The sequence below is a fragment of the Nocardia canadensis genome, from assembly GCF_032656385.1.
Lineage (GTDB): Bacteria > Actinomycetota > Actinomycetes > Mycobacteriales > Mycobacteriaceae > Nocardia > Nocardia canadensis.
The window spans coordinates 855,505-872,400 of sequence record NZ_JAVCWB010000008.1; the positions used below are offsets into that span (position 1 = coordinate 855,505).

General features: G+C 70.9%; 13 protein-coding genes. 3 read left to right on the forward strand and 10 right to left on the reverse strand.

Annotated elements, in window-relative coordinates:
- The first annotated feature begins 156 nt into the window (after positions 1–156).
- A complete protein-coding gene (locus Q7X29_RS17720; protein ID WP_316575380.1) occupies positions 157–1,155 on the forward strand; it encodes a zinc-binding alcohol dehydrogenase family protein in 999 nt (332 codons plus the stop codon).
- A gap of 25 nt (positions 1,156–1,180) precedes the next feature.
- On the opposite strand, the gene Q7X29_RS17725 is transcribed toward Q7X29_RS17720, so the two are convergent.
- The gene (locus Q7X29_RS17725; protein ID WP_218720108.1) at positions 1,181–2,056 is read right to left on the reverse strand and encodes a universal stress protein; all 876 of its coding nucleotides are present in this window, start codon (positions 2,054–2,056) and stop codon (positions 1,181–1,183) included.
- Positions 2,057–2,259: 203 nt separating this feature from the next.
- Between Q7X29_RS17725 and Q7X29_RS17730 the strand changes: the two genes are divergently transcribed.
- Positions 2,260–3,210, forward strand: a complete 951-nt coding sequence (locus Q7X29_RS17730) for a CHAD domain-containing protein (RefSeq protein WP_218720109.1) — start codon at positions 2,260–2,262, stop codon at positions 3,208–3,210.
- 4 nt (positions 3,211–3,214) lie between these two features.
- Here the strand turns inward: Q7X29_RS17730 and Q7X29_RS17735 are convergent, their stop codons facing one another.
- The 3 genes from Q7X29_RS17735 to Q7X29_RS17745 form a co-directional block, all read right to left on the reverse strand.
- Entirely contained in the window at positions 3,215–4,951 is a 1,737-nt protein-coding gene (locus Q7X29_RS17735) for a GAF domain-containing sensor histidine kinase (RefSeq protein ID WP_316574763.1), read from the reverse strand.
- 40 nt (positions 4,952–4,991) lie between these two features.
- A complete protein-coding gene (locus tag Q7X29_RS17740; RefSeq protein WP_218720111.1) occupies positions 4,992–5,636 on the reverse strand; it encodes a response regulator in 645 nt (214 codons plus the stop codon).
- 102 nt (positions 5,637–5,738) lie between these two features.
- Positions 5,739–6,158 (reverse strand): hypothetical protein, encoded by a 420-nt coding sequence (locus Q7X29_RS17745; protein WP_316574764.1) that lies wholly within the window; start codon positions 6,156–6,158, stop codon positions 5,739–5,741.
- A 236-nt stretch (positions 6,159–6,394) separates the two neighbouring features.
- On the opposite strand from Q7X29_RS17745, the gene Q7X29_RS17750 reads away from it, so the two are divergent.
- Positions 6,395–7,300: a universal stress protein gene (locus tag Q7X29_RS17750; RefSeq protein ID WP_218720113.1), complete on the forward strand. Its 906-nt coding sequence runs from the start codon at positions 6,395–6,397 to the stop codon at positions 7,298–7,300.
- 70 nt (positions 7,301–7,370) lie between these two features.
- Here the strand turns inward: Q7X29_RS17750 and Q7X29_RS17755 are convergent, their stop codons facing one another.
- From Q7X29_RS17755 to Q7X29_RS17780, 6 genes are all read right to left on the reverse strand, one after another.
- Positions 7,371–8,360: an Acg family FMN-binding oxidoreductase gene (locus Q7X29_RS17755; protein WP_316574765.1), complete on the reverse strand. Its 990-nt coding sequence runs from the start codon at positions 8,358–8,360 to the stop codon at positions 7,371–7,373.
- Between the two features lie 82 nt (positions 8,361–8,442).
- On the reverse strand, positions 8,443–9,351 hold the full coding sequence (locus Q7X29_RS17760) for a universal stress protein (protein ID WP_316574766.1): 909 nt from the start codon (positions 9,349–9,351) through the stop codon (positions 8,443–8,445).
- A 27-nt stretch (positions 9,352–9,378) separates the two neighbouring features.
- On the reverse strand, positions 9,379–10,869 hold the full coding sequence (locus tag Q7X29_RS17765; protein ID WP_316574767.1) for a bifunctional aminoglycoside phosphotransferase/ATP-binding protein: 1,491 nt from the start codon (positions 10,867–10,869) through the stop codon (positions 9,379–9,381).
- A gap of 9 nt (positions 10,870–10,878) precedes the next feature.
- Entirely contained in the window at positions 10,879–11,622 is a 744-nt protein-coding gene (locus Q7X29_RS17770; protein WP_218720117.1) for an SDR family NAD(P)-dependent oxidoreductase, read from the reverse strand.
- A gap of 41 nt (positions 11,623–11,663) precedes the next feature.
- Positions 11,664–13,940: a phosphoenolpyruvate synthase gene (gene ppsA, locus Q7X29_RS17775; protein ID WP_316574768.1), complete on the reverse strand. Its 2,277-nt coding sequence runs from the start codon at positions 13,938–13,940 to the stop codon at positions 11,664–11,666.
- Positions 13,941–14,296: 356 nt separating this feature from the next.
- Positions 14,297–16,843 (reverse strand): cation-translocating P-type ATPase, encoded by a 2,547-nt coding sequence (locus Q7X29_RS17780; protein WP_316574769.1) that lies wholly within the window; start codon positions 16,841–16,843, stop codon positions 14,297–14,299.
- Positions 16,844–16,896 lie beyond the last annotated feature (53 nt).

The window sequence follows — 16,896 nt, forward strand, 5'->3', positions numbered from 1 at the left end:
GCCGATTCTCGCCCGACGCGGCGGCGGTGGAAGAGGGCCGAAGTGCTCTGCTGTCGAGGACTTCGGTGGACTGGCCCTCGGCCTCCGGCCCTACACCGGGCGGGCGTGTCAGGGTGGCATCGGCACAGCGGGGGCGAACAGAGGAGCGATGACATGATGCGCGCGTGGCGAGTGGAACATCCCGGTCCGGTCGGCTCGGCGCCGCTGCGGCTCGGACACGAACCGGTCCCGGAACCCGGCCCCGGCGAGCTCCTGGTGCGGGTACTGGCGTGCGGAGTGTGCCGGACCGATCTGCACGTCGTCGAAGGCGATCTGCCCGTGCACCGCAAGCATGTGACTCCGGGCCACGAGGTGGTCGCCGAGGTCGTGTCGGTTCCGGACGGCTGCGTGAGCGTGACGGTCGGCGATCGGGTCGGCATCCCGTGGCTGCGGTACACGTGTGGACAGTGCCGGTACTGTCTGCGCGGGGCGGAGAACCTGTGTCCGCGCTCGCGCTACACGGGCTGGGACACCGACGGTGGGTATGCCGAGTTCACCACTGTGCCGGTCGATTTCGCGGTGGCATTGCCGAGCGGCTACCGCGACGACGAGCTGGCACCGCTGCTGTGCGCCGGCATCATCGGCTATCACGCGCTCGTGCGGGCCGAGGTGCCCGACGGTGGGGTGCTCGGCATCTACGGCTTCGGCGGCAGTGCTCATCTCACCGCGCAGGTCGCTCTCGCCCGGGGCGCGCGCGTGCACGTGATGACCAGGGACGCGGCGGCCAGGGAGCTGGCCCTGGCCTTGGGCGCGGATTCGGTGCAGGGCGCCGCCGACGCGCCGCCGGAACCGCTGGATTCGGCGATCCTGTTCGCTCCCGTCGGCGCCCTGGTCCTGCCGGCGATGGCGGCGCTGGACGCCGGGGGGACGCTGGCGGTGGCCGGTATCCACCTCACCGACGTGCCGCCACTGAACTATCAACGACATCTGTTCCGGGAGCGCCAGATCCGCAGCGTCACCTCGAACACGCGGGCGCAGGCCAAGGAGTTCCTCGAACTCGCGCAGCAGCGTCGGCTCACGGTCTCGACCCACCGCTACCCGCTCGATCACGCGGATCGCGCGTTGAGCGATCTGTCCCTCGGCCGCTTCGACGGTGCGGCGGTCCTGGTGCCGTGACCGGCCGCACCGTCGATCGTGGCGATCAGCGGCTCGTGGTCGGCCGGGCGATGATCAGCGGAGCCTCGGCGCCGTGCAGGACGGTCTGAGCGACCGAACCCAAGGTCATGCCGGCGAACCCGCCGCGCCCGTGACTGCCGACGACGATCAGCTGGGCATCGGACGCGGCCGCGAGGACCGCTCTGGCCGGGCGGTCTTCGACGACGACCCGTTCGACGGTGACCTCGGGATACTTCTCGGCGTAGCCGGCGAGGCTTTCCGCGAGCACCGCCTCGGCTTCGGTCTGCATCGTCGAGCGGGCCTCGTAGCGGTAGAACTCCGACCAGGCGTGGATCGCGATCAGGCGGGTATCGCGGCGGGCGGCTTCGTCGAAGGCGATGGCGACCGCCTCGACGCTGCACGGTGAACCGTCGACCCCGACCACCACCGGGCCGTCGGCCGGTGCCTCCGACTCCGGGATCACAGCGACCGGGCACGCGGCATGTCGGGCGATCGCGGTGCTGACCGAGCCGAGCAGGGTGCGGCGGAAAGCCCCGAGCCCCCGGCTGCCGACGACCAGCAGGCGCGCCGATTCGCTGCGTTGACGCAGTACCGCGACCGCGGAGCCGAGGACGGCGTCGGTCGAGACGGTGATATCGGCGATCGGCGTGGTGAGCTCGGTTGCCACCACGGCGGCGGCGGCGACCACGGACTCGCCGTGTTTGCGCAGCGCTTCGAGGTCGTAGAGGGGACCAGCCAGGCCCGGCCCGTAGTCGACCGGGACGTCGGCGGCGTAGACGAGCTGCAGCGGTACCCGGTGGTGCGCGGCGAAGTCCGCGGCCCAGCGCAGCGCTCGGCGCGACTGGTCCGATCCGTCGACACCGACGACGACCGGCTGCTTCGGGTTTCCGGGTGTGGTCATGATGTCTTCCTTTCCGTTTCTGTCACTGTGCGCCGGTTCCCGGGACGAGCGGCAGGGTCTCAGGGCCCGCACCGGTGGGCCCTTCGTCGTGGGCGTCGGTGGCCGCGATCGAGGACTCGGCGGGGCCAACGGCACTGGGGAGCCGGAGCGGGACGGAGCAGGGTGAAGGGACAGACACACCCCCTACCGAGGCAGGTTCGGCGATGAGCATCCAGATCCAGACGACCGGCGACGCGTCGACCGCGTCGGAGCCGCAGCGGGTGAGTGTCCTGCTGGCTCGTTATCTGCACACCCAACGAGAAACGATCATGGACGGTCAGATCGCGGCCGGCCACGATGACCCGGATGCGGTCGTCGAGATGGTGATCGCCGCGCGCCGTGCTCGCAGCGCGCTGTCTGCGCACCGGCCCGCGATCGGCAGGCAGACCGAGATCCGACGGCTGATCGAGGAACTGCGCTGGTTCGGTATCAGTCTGGGCGCGGCCCAGGAACTGCGTACGCAGTCCGCGCGCCTGCACGCCGCGATGGATGTGCTGCGCCCGCGCTACCTACGGGGTCCGGTGCGGGCCCGGACGTCGAAGTACTTCGACGCGCGGGTGCGACCGGCCTGGACCGCCGCGCGTGATCTGCTGGCCTCGCCGCGGTTTCCGGCCATGATCGAGGATCTGATGGCCGAGGAACGGTTGTTGCGCAGCGGTGTGGTGCCCGGGATCGATGAGCCGGACAACGCCGTGGTGCTCGATGCGTTGCTGGCGCGGGTGCGGCGGCGGATGCGCGCGATCGAGTCGGCCAGGGACGAGGACGCCACCGACGCGGCGATGCACGCGCTGCGCAAGGCGATCCGGCGCACCCGCTACTACCTGGAGTCGGTGCACGACCTGGATCCCGCGCGCAGCGATCAGGCCGCCGAGGGCCTGATCGCCCTGCAGGACCTGCTCGGTGATCACCAGGACGCGGTGGTGGCCAAGCATCACCTGATCCAGCTGACCAGAGAAGCGGAGAACGCGGGGGAGTCGACGTTCACCTACGGGCTGTTGCTGCAGCGCGAGATCGATCGCACCGCCGAATGCGCGGCGGCACTGCCCGCGATGTACTGGCGGTCGTTGCGCACGGTGCGCGTGATGGCCGACGTCCACCCCTCGACCACCGGCTGACGGGCTAAGGCAGCGGGGCCGACCAGCGCAGGACGGTGCCGCCGCCGTCACGGGGGCGGACGGTGAAAGTGCCGCCTGACTCTTCGGCGCGGGCGGCCAGATTCGCCAGGCCGCTGCGCCGGGTGATGTCGGGGTCGAGGCCGGTGCCGTCGTCGGCGACCTCGATGGTCACCTCGTCGCGCACCACCAGTTCGATCGAGATGGTCGTGGCTTTCGCGTGTCGTACGGCGTTGCTGAGCGCTTCTCGCAACACGGCTTCGACGTGGTCGGACAGCGGAGGTTCCAGCACCGTGACAGGTCCGGCGAGGCGCACCGTGGTGCGCAGCCCGGTATCGGTGGTCATCTCGGTGATGATGTTGTGCAGACGCTTGCGATAGGACGAGGAATCGGTGGCGGTATTGGACTGCAGGTCGAAGATCGAATGCCGGATGTCCTGCACGATCGCCTGGACATCGTCGATGGTCTCGTCGAGCCGGGTGCGCACTTCGGCGGTTTTGGTCCGCTGCATCGTGCTCTGCAGCGACAAGCCGACCGCGAACAGCCGCTGGATGACGTGGTCGTGCAGGCCGCGGGCGATCCGGTCGCGGTCGGCGTACACATCGAGCTCACGCATCCGGCGCTGGGTCGCGGCCAGCTGCAAGGCCACCGCCGCTTGATCGGCGTACGCGGCCATCAGCGTTTGATCCGTGGCGCCGAGTTGCTGCGAGCCGGCGGGAAACACGGTGGTGAGTACGCCGGTGACGGTGCCGTTCGCGCGCAGCGGCAAGGTGAGGACCGGCCCGAACTTGTCGACGGAATCGAAGATCGGGTTGTGCGCCGGGGAGTCGGCGGTGACCTTGTGTCCGGTGCGGAACGCCTCGGCCGAATGCGAATCGGTGACCGGGATGTGCTTGCCGACCAGCACACCGGCGTCGGCGCCGGCCGCCGCGACCACCACCAGCTCGGTGACCTCGTCGTGTGGGATGTCGGGGTCCTCGGGCAGCGCCAGGAACGTACACGCCGCATTCGTCAGCAGCAGGCCACGTTCGGCGACCAGCCCGAGTACCTCCTCGGACGGACTGCCCGCCAGCAGCTCGGTGGCCACGTCCCGCATCGCCTCTAGCCACTGCTGGCGCACCCGCGACTGCTCGTACAACCGGGCGTTCTCGATCGCGATGCCCGCGGCGGCGGCCAGCGCCAGTACCACCACCTCGTCGTCCTCGGTGAACTCGAAGCCACCGGCCTTCTCTGTGAGATAGAGGTTGCCGAACACCTCGCCGCGCACCTGCACCGGAACACCCAGGAACGTCCGCATCGGCGGATGATTGTCCGGAAACCCGACCGACGACGGATGATCGGAAAGGTTGGTCAGCCGAATCGGTTTCGGCTCGGCGATCAACAACCCGAGAACCCCGTGCCCGCGCGGCAGATCACCGATCAGCACCCGCGTGCGGTCGTCGATGCCCTCGTAGACGAACTCGGCGAGCTGATTGCTGGTCTTGTCGGTCTCGCGCACCCCCAACGCGCCGTAACGGGCATCGACCAGTTCGATCGCGGTATGCACGATCGTGCGCAACGTGTTGTCCAGATCCAGGCCCGCCGTCACAACGAGCATGGCCTCCATCAACCGATCCATCCGGTCGCGGACATCGACGATCTGGGCGATCCGGTCCTGCACCTCGGCCAGCAGCTCACGCAACCGCAACTGAGACAGGGTCTCGGTCACCGGCGGCCGCGCGCCACCTACCGACTCGTCGTCCATGACCTGCATTCTTCCACGCCACGACGGGGAGGCCGGGACATCATCGTCGCTGCGGCCGGTCCAGATCGGCGGCCATCACCGCGGCCTGCGTGCGCCGTTCGACACCCAGTTTGGTCAGCAACCGGGACACGTAGTTCTTGACGGTCTTCTCGGCCAGGAACATGCGCGCCGCGATCTGACGGTTGGTCAGGCCTTCTCCCAGCAGCGACAGCAGCGTGCGCTCCTGCTCGGTCAGTGTCGCCAGCGGGCCGGTGTCCTCCTGCGCCTCCGAGCGCAGCTTGGCCATCAGGGCGGCCGCGGCCCGGTTGTCCAGCAGCGACTTGCCCTCGCCGACCTCACGGACGGCATGGATGAGCTCCAGGCTGCGGATGTCCTTGACGACATATCCGCTGGCACCGGCCAGGATCGCGTCGAGCATGGCCTGCTCGTCGGTGAACGAGGTCAGGATCAGACAGCGTAGGCCCAGGTCGGCCGAGAGCAGCTCGCGGCACAGCTCGATGCCGTTGCCATCGGGCAGGCGGACGTCGAGCACGACGACATCGGGACGCAAAGCGGGAATCCGGGCCAGCGCCTGGGCGACAGTGCCCGCCTCACCGATGACCTCGAGGTCCGGTTCCAGGGCGATCAGATCGCCCACCCCGCGCCGGACGATCTCGTGGTCGTCGACCAGAAATACCGTGGTCATGGAAGGCTCTCTCTCGCGTGGGGGAACGTCGCCCTTCATTGTCCGCCAACTCGGCGGCACAGGGAGCGAGGTGATGCTCTCGGTACTCGGCGATGATCACGTTCAGCGCCGGAGAGTGGGCTGGTGCCCGAGTGGGGGTGCGCCGAGGGCGGCCACGGTCACCGCCAGGATCACGCAGACCGGCTGCGACCAGCTGAACTCACGCAGGATCAGCAATTGTGCCAGGACCCAGCCGATCAGCAGGTACGCCGCGGCCAGGGTCGTCTGAGCGGTCGCCGGATCATCGTCGTGGGTGACGGTGAGGGCGACGACGGTCATCGGCAGGCCGACGACCAGCGCGAGCAGCACGCCGGCGAGGATGGGGCTGTGCCACGGCAGGCGGGACTCGGTGACGGGACCGAGGGACAGTGCGCCGGTGATGAGGCCGAGGGATCCGGCGAAGGCCCAGATCGCCAGCAGCCCGGAGAACACGCACAGCGTGGCCCTTCGGGGATCGAGCCGCCGGAAGTACGTGGTGATCATCTGCACAGCCTCGCGCGCCGGAGGTGTGGACAGGCAGGGCCGAAGGTCCCGGAAGCCGGGGACCGGTGGCCTGACCTGCCGCAAGCGCGGCCGCCGGGCACGGACCACGGCGAATTCGAGGTCGATCGGCCCGCCCCCGCGATGACTTTGTCCCCTGCCGAGGGTCCATCGGCCGCGACGATGCTCGAAGGTGAACCGGCGTTGGTCTGGTTGACCCGACGAGGAAAGGTACCCCGATGACCGACAAGAAGGCACGGCCCACCGAACATCGTCCCCGGCCGGTGCTGGCCGCGGTCGACGGGTCGGCGAACTCCTACCAGGCCGCCGCATGGGCCGCGGCTGAGGCGGCGCTGCACCACCTGCCCCTGCACATCCTGACCTCGGGGGCGTTGCAGACCGGGTTCGGTCCCGGCATGTCCCTGGGGGAGGCGGACCTGGAATGGCTGCGCGTCGATGCCGAGCGGGTGGTGGGCGAGGCCGAACGGGTCGCCCGCGCCGCGGTACCGGACGAGGACCTCACGATCACGACCGAGGTCGCGTTCGAAATGGCGGCGCCGCTGCTGATCGAGCGCTCGACGACGGCGGAGATCCTCGTCGTGGGCAGTCGTGGCCTCGGCGCCTTCCAGCGTGGCCTGCTCGGGTCGGTCAGCCGTGCGGCGGCTCAGCACGCGCACTGCCCGGTGGCCGTGATCCACGGCATCGCGGCGATCGACCCGGTCTCGGCGGCCCTGCCGGTGCTGGTCGGTGTCGACGGCACCGCCAACAGTGTGCCCGCGGTCGAGCTCGCGTTCGACGAGGCATCGCGGCGCAAGGTCGAACTGGTCGCGCTGCACGCGTTCAGCGACTCCAGCGCACTGGATCTGCCCGCGTTCGGGTGGGAGATGGGCAGGCAGTCGGCCGAGGCCGACCTCGCCGAAACCCTCGCCGGCTACGCCGAGCGCTACCCGGATGTGCCGGTGCGCCGGATCGTGGTCGCCGACCGGCCCGTGCGCTCGCTGGTCGACGAAGCGGCCTCGGCGCAGCTGGTCGTGGTGGGCAGCCACGGCCGCGGTGGCTTCTCGAGCATGCTGCTCGGCTCGACCAGCAACGCGCTGCTGCATTCGGTGGAGATCCCGACGATCGTCGTCCGCAGCAGAAAGTAGTGACGCTGCTCGAACAGAGCGAGGCGGCCACCGGATTCCGGTGGCCGCCTCGCTGTGGTGCCTGGCGCGCTCATGTCGTCGTGGTGAGGACATCGCTCAGCGGCCTGCGCGGGGTGGGCGGCGGTCGCCGATCGTCGGGCGCGACACCGATCCGCAGCACGACCTGAGGGACGCCGGGGTGGCCGATGAGGCTGCTCAATAGTCGCCGCCCCGCGGCCAGTTCGGTGATGTGGGTCAGCGCGCAGGTCGACAAGCCGGACGCGGTGCATTCGAGCAGGGCCGCCGACAGCGCCTCGCCGGTATGCAGCCAGGACAGTGGTGTCTCGCTCGTGGCGGTGAGGACGGCCAGGCGCGCGTGGTCGCGCAGCTCACCGCGGCGGGCGCCGGGTCCCGGCGACGGGAACGTGCGGGCGACGCCGACGCGGGCGGCTTCGGACTCCGAGACCAGCGACGCGGGCGGCACTCCCTCGGGCATATCGGGATGACCTGCCCACCAATGGATTTCGGATTGGTACTCCATGTCGTAGCGGCGCAGCGCGCCGGATTGTTCCGAAGCCACCGACAGTCGGGCGCGCGCGTCTTCGTCGAGCACGTCGAGGGTGAGTTCGTGTGCGCTGACCAGGTCCTCGAGCTCCGCCCTGACCGACGCCCAGCCGCTGGGCTCCGCCATCGGCAGTCGGTCGGTGTAGCGGTATTCGATCGCCTCGGCCCGCCGGAACACCGCGGTGGGCGGATCGGGCCACGGCCGGAACTCGAGGGTGGCCAGCAGGTCGGGCCGACCGAGGTCGGGCAGGCGGGCGACATCGGTACGCCAGCAGAAGGAGGCGAAGGCGGTGCGGACGTGGTGCAGCGCCGCGCCGCAGCTCATCACGGCTTGGCGACCGTGCGGGTCGGCCGCGGTGAGTTGCCGGTCGGCGTCGCGGAACAGGTGCAGTCGGGTGCCGTCGAAGACCCACCGCCACGGCTGGGTGTTGTGGACCGACGGCGCCCGGCATCCGAGACCGACAGCGGCTCGGAGGGTCGGAGGGTCAGGGACTCGGGGAACTGGTTGTTCGCTCATACCTCGAGTCTGGTCGGTAAGGGGGTTCGCCGAGACGGCCATTGCGCCTGTTCAGCGGGGACCAAATGCCTTCGTCGCCGGCTCAGTCGGGGTGCACGACCAGCACGGGGCAGTCGGCGTGCTGCACCAGCCAGTTGCTGGTCGAGCCGAGGAGCAGGCCGCGGAACCCACCGCGGCCGCGACTGCCGACGACGATCAGGCTCGCGGTCCGCGACCACCGCGCCAGCCGTTCGCGCGGATCGTAGAGCTCGATCTCACGGCGGACGACGACCTCGGGGTATTGCTCGGTCCAGCCGGCCAGCCGTTCGGCCAACAGCGCCTCTTCGGCGGTGTCGAAGTCGGGGATCGGCAGCTCGAGATAGCTCGAGCCCGCGAATCCGCCGCGGGACAGATCGCTCCAGGCATGGACGGCGACCAGGTCGCTGCCGCGTTCGGCGGCTTCGGCGAACGCGGCGGCGATGGCGGGCTCGCCGACGGTGCTGCCGTCGACACCGACGACGACCGGTCCGGTCCGGGTGTCCGGGTCGGACCCGCGCACCACCACGACGCAGCCGCGGGCATGGGAGGTCACCGCGAGCAGAGTGGAGCCGAGATGGGCCATCGAGCCCGTCGAGGCGGTCGCGCCGAGCACCACCAGATGTGCCTGTGCGGACCGTTCCACGAGGGCCCGCGCGGCGTTGCCGTCGGTGAGTTCGGTGCTGACCGCCAGCTCGGGTGCGACGACCAGAGCGTCGTCGAGTGCACCGGCGAGGACCCGTTCGGCGCGGAGCCGGATGTCCTGCATCGTGAAGGCGACGAACGCGTCGTAGAGGCCCCGAGGTGTGGCCGTGGTGACGGGGTCGATGCTGTGCACGATCCGCAGCCTGCGGTTGCGGGCGACGGCGACGCGGGCCGCCCAGCGCACCGCGATTGCCGAGCCGGTCGATCCGTCGGCGCCGACGACGACCTCGGCGCCGACGGATCGGTGGGGATTGTCGGGGTGGTCGGTCATCGTCGGGCCTTTCCGAGGGACTCCGGTTCAGGACGAGGTCGTGACGGGAACGGGCGGGGTGCGGGTGCGCCAGGCGTGCAGGGCGGTGGCGACGGAGTCGGCGAGCGCTGTGCTGGTGTCGACGGTGACCGCGTCGGGCCATGGCGCCGCGGTCACGGCCATCGCGTCGGCGATCGCGGTCGTCGCGTCGGATTCGTGGCCGTGGCGGCCCTCGATGCGGCGATGCGCGAGGTCGGTCGGGCAGACACAGTGCAGGAGAACGAGATCGGTGCAGGCTTCGGCGGCGGTGGCCGTGGCGCGCTGTCGATCCTCGGCGGAGGTCCAGCTGGCGTCGAGGATCACCGAGACGCCGCCGGCGAGCAGCACTCTGGCCCGCCACAGGAGTTCGTCGTAGACGCGGGCCCGGTTGGCGTCGGAGTAGCGGCCCGCGCCGAACTGCCCGAGGTGCCCCGGCACTGCGTCGACTCGGGCCAGTTCTTTGCGGATGTGGTCGCTGGCGAGCACGACCGCGCCGGTCTCGGCGGCGAGTTCGGCGGCCACAGTGGACTTCCCGGTGCCCGGAAGACCGCCGACCAGGGTGAGCCGCACCGCGCCGCGGGTCAGACGGTCCGCGGCGATGCGCAGGTGGGCGCGCAGTCGCTCGCCCGCGGCCGGGTCGCCCTGGTCGGCGCGCAGGGCATCCACTTTCGCGCGCACGGTCGCCCGGTAGGCGATGTAGTGGTCGCGCAGTGACGTGGGCGCGGTGTCCCCGCTCATCCGCTGGTAGTCCGCGACGAGCCGGTCACCGAGCGCGCCGTGACCGAGGAACTCGAAGTCCATCGCCAGGAACGCGATGTCGTCGAGCCGGTCGACATAGCGCAGACGGTCGTCGAAATCGAGGCAGTCGAGGACCCGGAACCCGTCCGGGAGTTCGAAGATGTCCTCGGCCAGTAGATCGCCGTGACCGTCGACGAGGTAGCCGTCGGCGATCCGGCTGTCGAACAGGGCGGCCCGGCCGTCGAGGAAGCGCATCGCGGCTCGGTCGACGCGGGCACACAGGTCGGGGTCGACGAGGTCGGCGGGCGCGGCACGCAGCGGGTCGAGCAGGGACCGCCACCGGGCGCGCACGGCGGTGACGGTGCCTTCGTGGTCGATCTCGGGGCCGCGTGCGGCCGCGTCGTGGAATCGCACCAGCAAACGGACCAGGGCAGCCGAGGCCGCCGGGGTCAGGCCCTGACTGTCGGTGAGCAGTTCGGACAACCGGCGCGACTCGGGCATCCGGCGCATGATCAGCACCGGCTCGGCCGGACCGCCCGCCGGGTCGCTGAGGTGGGCGACCCCGACGTAGACGTCCGGCGCCAGCCTGCGGTTGAGTTCGAGTTCGCGCGCGCACGCGCGTTCGCGCAGGGCCGGGGTGCTGAAGTCGAGGAAGTCGGTGCGCAGCGACTTCTTGACCTTGTACGCGCGGTCGCCGTAGAGCAGGACGACTCCGGTGTGCGTTTCGTGCACCTGTGCCGGTGCCGAAGCCGAGGTGAACATCGGGTCTCCTCAGGAGGGGGTGAGCAGCGCCGCGCCCGCGGTGGCGCCGCCGTCGAGCACGAACTCCGAACCGGTGGAGAAAGTCGCGTCGGTGACGATGAAGCCGACCATGGCGGCGACCTCTTCCGGTTCGCCGAAGCGTGGCAGCGGCTGCGCCGCGGCGATACCCGGATCCATGCCGGCGGTCATCGCGGTGTGGATCGGTCCCGGATGCACCGAACAGACGCGGATTCCGGCACCGCCGAGCTCGATCGCGGCCGCTTTGGTCAGGCCGCGCAGGCCCCACTTGGCGGCGACGTAGCCAGAGATGCCCGAGTAGCCGATCAAGCCCGCGGTCGAGGAGACGTTGACGATGACGCCGTCGCCCGCGGCCCGCAGCCGGGGCGCGGCCAGATGCATACCCAGCCAGGAGCCGACGAGATCGACGTCGAGCACATGGCGGAACTGGGTGGGCGATTCGGCTTCGACGCCGCCGAAGTCGACGATGCCCGCGTTGTTCACCAGGACCGCGAGCGGCCCGAACGTCGCTTCGGCGTCGTCGAGCACCCGCCGCCACTCGTCCTCGTCGGTGACGTCGAGATGCCGGAAGATCGCCTGGGAGCCCAGGGATTCGGCGACGGCTTTGCCGTCGTGCTCGAGCAGGTCGGCGACGACGATCCCGGCGCCGGACTTGGCGAGGGTGCGCACGACGGCCGCGCCGATGCCGCGGGCGGCGCCGGTGACGACGACGCTGCGGCCATGAAGATCGGACATGATCGAACCTTTCGTTGCGGATGGACGGAAGTTGTAGGAGGTCACTGTGTTTCCGTGCTGGCTGCGGTGAGCGCGTGATCGAGCAGCACTCGCCGTTCGGCGGCGGCGACGGCGTTGCGGGTGGCGGTGACGGCGTCCGGCGTCACCGAGACCGACGTGATGCCCATCCGGACGAGGTGTTCGGCGAAGGCGGGACGATTCGACGGCGCCTGTCCGCACAGCGAGGAGGTGATGCCGAGCCGGCGCGCGGTACCGATGATCCGGGAGATCGCGTCCAGTACGGCGGGATCGGATTCGTCGAACAGTTCCGCGCACTGTTCGGAGTCGCGGTCGACACCGAGCATGAGCTGGGTGAGGTCGTTGCTGCCGATCGAGACGCCGTCGACTCCCAGACCCACGTATTCGGGCAGCCAGTAGGCCACCGACGGCACTTCGGCCATCACCCACCGGTGCAGCCCGCGTTGGCGGCCCAGCGGGCTCGCGTCGATCAGTTCGAGGCAGGCCTCGAGCTCCCAGCGGGTGCGCACGAACGGGACCATCACGTGCAGATTGGGGTGACGTTCGCGGGCCGCGGCCAGGGCGGCCAGCTCGGCGGCGAACAGGTCGGGTTCGCGGATATAGCGGTAGCAGCCGCGGTAGCCGATCATCGGATTGTGCTCGACGGGCTCGTACTGCTCGCCGCCGCGCAGTGCGCGGAACTCGTTGGTCCGGAAGTCGGTGGTGCGATAGACGACCGGTCGCGTCCCGAATGGTTCGGCGATGCGGTGCAGCGATTCACTCATGCGATCGAGGAAGAGCCGCTGCTCACCGGCGGCGATGACCTCGCGGGGGTGGCGGCCGTCCAGGGCGGCGGTCAGCAGGGTCTCGGCGCGGAGCAGCCCGACACCGTCGACGTCGCCCGCGGCGACCTGGGCAGCGCGCTCCGGGGTCGCGAGGTTGACATAGATCTTGGTGGCGGTGGGTGCGGCCGCCGACGGCGGCGGTGCGGCCGCGACGGTGATCCGATCGGCGACGCTGCGGCCTGCGGTGACCTCGCCGGTCGATCCGTCGACGGTGACCAGGGTGGCGTCGGCGAGGGCGGTCGTGGCGGTGCGTGCGCCAACGATGCACGGAATGCCCAGTTCACGGGCCACGATCGCGGCATGACAGGTCATGCCGCCGCTGTCGGTGACCACCGCGGCGGCGCGGCTCAGCGTCGGCAGCCAATCCGGGTTGGTCATCGGCGCGACCAGCACCTCACCGTCGCGCAGCTGGGCGCCTTCGTCGGGACCGGCCAGTACCCGGGTGCGGCCGGTGGCGGTGCCGGGCGCGGCGCCGACCCCGCGGATGAGTACGTTGTGGCCCGGCCCGGCGGCATCGGATCCGGTCGGTGTGGTGATGGGCCGGGCCTGCACGATCCACAGGCCGGCGTGGTCGAATGCCCACTCGATGTCCTGTGGGATGCCGTGGTGATGGGCCTGGACCGCCAGGGCCAGTTCGGCGACCGCGCGTGCCCGGTCCTCGGTGAGCACCGGGGTGGCGGCCTCGTCGTCGGTGACCGCGACCCGCCGGTCGCCGTCGGGTCCGGCCACGACGGCCCATCGCTGCCGGCCGACCCGGGTGTGCAGCAGGGTGGGGCCCGCGGCGTCGAACAGGTAGGTGTCGGGCTCGGCCTCGCCGGACACCACGACTTCGCCTTGGCCGCGGGCCGCTTCGACGACCACCCGGTCGCGGCGCCCGGTCGTCGGGTCGGCGGTGAACGCGACACCGGAGCATTCGGCGGCCACCATCGTCTGCACCACGACAGCCATCACCGGTCGCCCGCGCATGCCGCGCCGCGCCCGGTAGGTCACCACCCGAGGGGTGAACAGCGAGGCCCAGCAGTCGACGACGGCGTGTAGCAGCGCTGTGTCGCCACGGACGTTGGTGCGCGTGACGTTCATCCCGGCGAAGGAGGCGCTCGCGCTGTCCTCGCCGATCGCCGAGGAGCGCACCGCCACGGCCACGTCGTCGCCGAGGGCGCGGTAGGCCGCCAGCACCGGCGCGCGCACCACATCGTCGAGCTCCGCGGACCGGACCAGCGCCGCCATCCGGTCGCAGAGGGCGCCCACCGCGGCGGGTTCGGTGCTCGCGGCCACGGCCCGGCTGTGCAGTCGATCGAGTTCGGCGCCCGCGGCCCCCTCGGTGAGGACGTGTTCGTAGGACGCGGCCAGGATGACGAAACCGGACGGGACAGGCGACCCGGCCGCGACGAGTTCGCCGAGGTTGGCGCCCTTGCCGCCGGCACGATCGGCGTCGGTCAGCCGCAGGTCGTTGAACTCGGTGACGAATTCGCCCATATCGATTCCCTCGTTTTCCGGGTGGTCGTCGGTGTGTCTCCAGCGTCGCCGGTGGCCGGGTCCGGTCGATACGGCCGAAGGTCCCGGCCGAGCGCTGGCATTGGTCCCCGATGGTCCCCGCCGGTGGCGCCTCGGCGTCGGCGCGAATGTCGTTGTCGCGGGCCACGGAGTCCTCCCGAACGAGGCACCATGGCCACGTCGACCGTGTCGTTCGGATCTGCCGACGAGTGGGAGCCGGGCCGATGATGGAGACATGAGCACGACCTCCACGTGGTCGACAACGACGTCGGACACGTAGCTCGCACCGACACAACGAGGTGACGTTGCGGCTCGTGCGGTAGCTCCACCCCGGACGGTCAGGGGCGCCGACCGACCCGGCGCCGGTGCCGACGACCGCGCCACGACTTGTGCGCGGTGTCGGACGCCAGCAACGCGGGTATCGCGCAGGCCGCCAGTCCCCAGCCCAAGGCGCTCGGCGGCGCGCCCCCGAGCAGGCGGGGCAGCGGCGGCACCCACAGGAACACGACGAGCAAACCGATCTCGACCCCGACCGTGGCCAGCAGCAGCGGATTCCCGCGCCAGCCCACCGCTCCCACCCACCGTGACTCGCTGCGGCAGGCGAACGCGTTCGACAGTTGTCCGAACACGATCGCGACGAACAGCGCCCCCGACGCCGAGGCCAGCACCCTTGCATCCACCTGCTCGCCGGGCCGCCAGCCCGCGACGGCGAGCACGGTCAGGAACGTGATCATGCCGACGGTCGCCTCGGTGGCGCCGAGCACGCCGAAGACCCGGCGCAGCAGCGTTCGATCGATGAGGGTGCCGACCGCGGGCCGTCCCGCCATGGTCCGGGGATTCGGTGGTTCGGCGCCGAGCGCGAGGGCGGGCAGCATGTCGGTGCCGATGTCGAGCGCGAGCACCTGCAAGACCGTGAAGCCCAGCGGGATGGTGCCGCCGCTGGCTGCCCAGAGCGCGAACGGCGCGAGCTCGGCGACGTTGTCGGTGAGGTGGTAGGTCAGGAACCTGCGGATGTTGGCGAAGGTCGCGCGGCCGAGCCGGATCGCGGCGACGATGGTGCCGAAGTGGTCGTCGAGCAGGACCAGATCGGCGGCCTCCCGCGCGACATCGGTGCCGGAGGCCCCCATGGCGATGCCGATATCGGCCGTGCGCAGAGCCGGGCCGTCGTTCACGCCGTCGCCGGTCATCGCGACGACATGCCCGCGCTGTTGCAGCGCGGCCGCGATCCGCAGCTTCTGTTCGGGCGCGACCCGCGCGATCACGACCCCGCCGCGTTCGAGCAGGGTCGCCAGTTCCGCGTCGTCGGCGGGGAGGTCGGCGCCCGAGACGACGACACGGTCCGGACCGAACAGGCCGACCTGGTCGGCGATGGCCGTGGCCGTTCCGGGGTGGTCACCGGTCACCATGGCGACCTCGATGCCCGCGCCGCGACAGGCCGCGATCGCCGCGGCGACATCGGGTCGGGGCGGATCCTCGAGTCCGATGACGCCGAGCAGACGCGGGGCGGTGCCCGGCTCGCGGGCCCTGGCCACGGCGATGACGCGAAGTCCACGCGCGGTCATGTCGACGACCCGCTCCGTCGCGTCCGCCGGTGCGGAATCGCAGAGCGCGACAACGGCTTCCGGTGCGCCGGTGATGTGTTCGCCGTCGGCGTCGACCACCGACGCGAGACGGGTGTGGGTGTCGAACGGGGTACGGTGCCGGGGTGCCGGTGGGGCCGTGGCGCCGGTGCGCGCGGCGAGGACGTGCACGGCCACTTCCATCGGGTCACCGATCGGCACCCACTTGTCGTGCACCAGCTGGGCGCGCGCGTCCGGTGAACAGCGGGCGGCGGAGTCGGCGACCGCGCGCGTGGCCGCGAGCGCGCCCTCGCCGCCGCGCAGAGTCGCGGCGGGACCGTAGCCGGTGCCGTCGACGTCGACTTGTCCGTCCGGGGTCCACACCTCGACGACCTGCATCTCGTTGCGGGTCAGGGTGCCGGTCTTGTCCGTGCAGATGAAGGTGGTCGCGCCGAGCGTCTCGACCGCTTCGAGCCTGCGGACCAGGGCGTTCTCGGCGGCCATGCGCTGTCCGGCGCGAGCGAGCGACAGGGTGACGGTGGGCAGCAGTCCTTCGGGGACGAGGGCGACGGTGACGCCGATCGAGAACAGCAGGCTCTCGGTGAGGTCGCGGCCGAGCACGGCGAAGGCGCCGAAGGACGTCACGCCGACCAGCAGCGCGATCAGCGCGACCAGTCGCACGACGCGGTGCAGCTGGCGGGTCAGCGGGCTGGGCGGTCTGGTCGCACCGGCGGTGACGGCGGCCAGGGTGGCCAGGCGGGTGTCCGCTGCGATGGCGCTCACCTCGGCCTCGCCCTGTCCGGCGACGACGTAGGTGCCTGCCAGGACCGGCTCGTTCGCGCCACGCGGCACCGGTTCCGCCTCGCCGGTGAGCATCGACTCGTCGACGGCGAGGTGTCGCGCGTCGCGCATCGTCGCGTCGGCGCAGACCCGATCGCCGGCTTCGAGTACGAGCAGGTCGCCGACCACGAGCATGCTCGACTCGACGGTGACGACACGTCCGTCGCGCCGGACCCGGGCCCGGACCGGCAGCAGGTCGCGCAGGCGCTGCGCCGCCCGGTCGGCGCGGAACTCCTGCACGAACGCGAACACGCCGTTGAGGATCACGACGCAGGCGATGGCCAGGGCGAGCGCGGGCATTCCGGCGACGAGCGCCAGCGCGGCGGCGATCCACAACATCGCGGCGAAGAAGTGGGACAACTGCGCGGCGAACTGCGCGATCCGATTCGGTGGGGGCGGTTCGGGCAAGGTGTTGGCCCCGTCGCGGCGGTGGCGCAGGACGGCTTCGGCGTCGGTGAGTCCCCGGTGCTCGACCGTCGTCTCCATGGCGGCCCCTTTCCGCTGCTCCGATGGCTACCTGATCCAGTCTTTCGAGTCAG

Excerpts from the sequence above, each read along its gene's own strand:
- Q7X29_RS17720 (WP_316575380.1), top strand. The coding sequence starts at position 157 with ATGCGCGCGTGGCGAGTGGAACATCCCGGTCCGGTCGGCTCGGCGCCG.
- Q7X29_RS17725 (WP_218720108.1), bottom strand. The coding sequence starts at position 2,056 with ATGACCACACCCGGAAACCCGAAGCAGCCGGTCGTCGTCGGTGTCGAC.
- Q7X29_RS17730 (WP_218720109.1), top strand. The coding sequence starts at position 2,260 with ATGAGCATCCAGATCCAGACGACCGGCGACGCGTCGACCGCGTCGGAG.
- Q7X29_RS17735 (WP_316574763.1), bottom strand. The coding sequence starts at position 4,951 with ATGGACGACGAGTCGGTAGGTGGCGCGCGGCCGCCGGTGACCGAGACC.
- Q7X29_RS17740 (WP_218720111.1), bottom strand. The coding sequence starts at position 5,636 with ATGACCACGGTATTTCTGGTCGACGACCACGAGATCGTCCGGCGCGGG.
- Q7X29_RS17745 (WP_316574764.1), bottom strand. The coding sequence starts at position 6,158 with ATGATCACCACGTACTTCCGGCGGCTCGATCCCCGAAGGGCCACGCTG.
- Q7X29_RS17750 (WP_218720113.1), top strand. The coding sequence starts at position 6,395 with ATGACCGACAAGAAGGCACGGCCCACCGAACATCGTCCCCGGCCGGTG.
- Q7X29_RS17755 (WP_316574765.1), bottom strand. The coding sequence starts at position 8,360 with ATGAGCGAACAACCAGTTCCCCGAGTCCCTGACCCTCCGACCCTCCGA.
- Q7X29_RS17760 (WP_316574766.1), bottom strand. The coding sequence starts at position 9,351 with ATGACCGACCACCCCGACAATCCCCACCGATCCGTCGGCGCCGAGGTC.
- Q7X29_RS17765 (WP_316574767.1), bottom strand. The coding sequence starts at position 10,869 with ATGTTCACCTCGGCTTCGGCACCGGCACAGGTGCACGAAACGCACACC.
- Q7X29_RS17770 (WP_218720117.1), bottom strand. The coding sequence starts at position 11,622 with ATGTCCGATCTTCATGGCCGCAGCGTCGTCGTCACCGGCGCCGCCCGC.
- ppsA (WP_316574768.1), bottom strand. The coding sequence starts at position 13,940 with ATGGGCGAATTCGTCACCGAGTTCAACGACCTGCGGCTGACCGACGCC.
- Q7X29_RS17780 (WP_316574769.1), bottom strand. The coding sequence starts at position 16,843 with ATGGAGACGACGGTCGAGCACCGGGGACTCACCGACGCCGAAGCCGTC.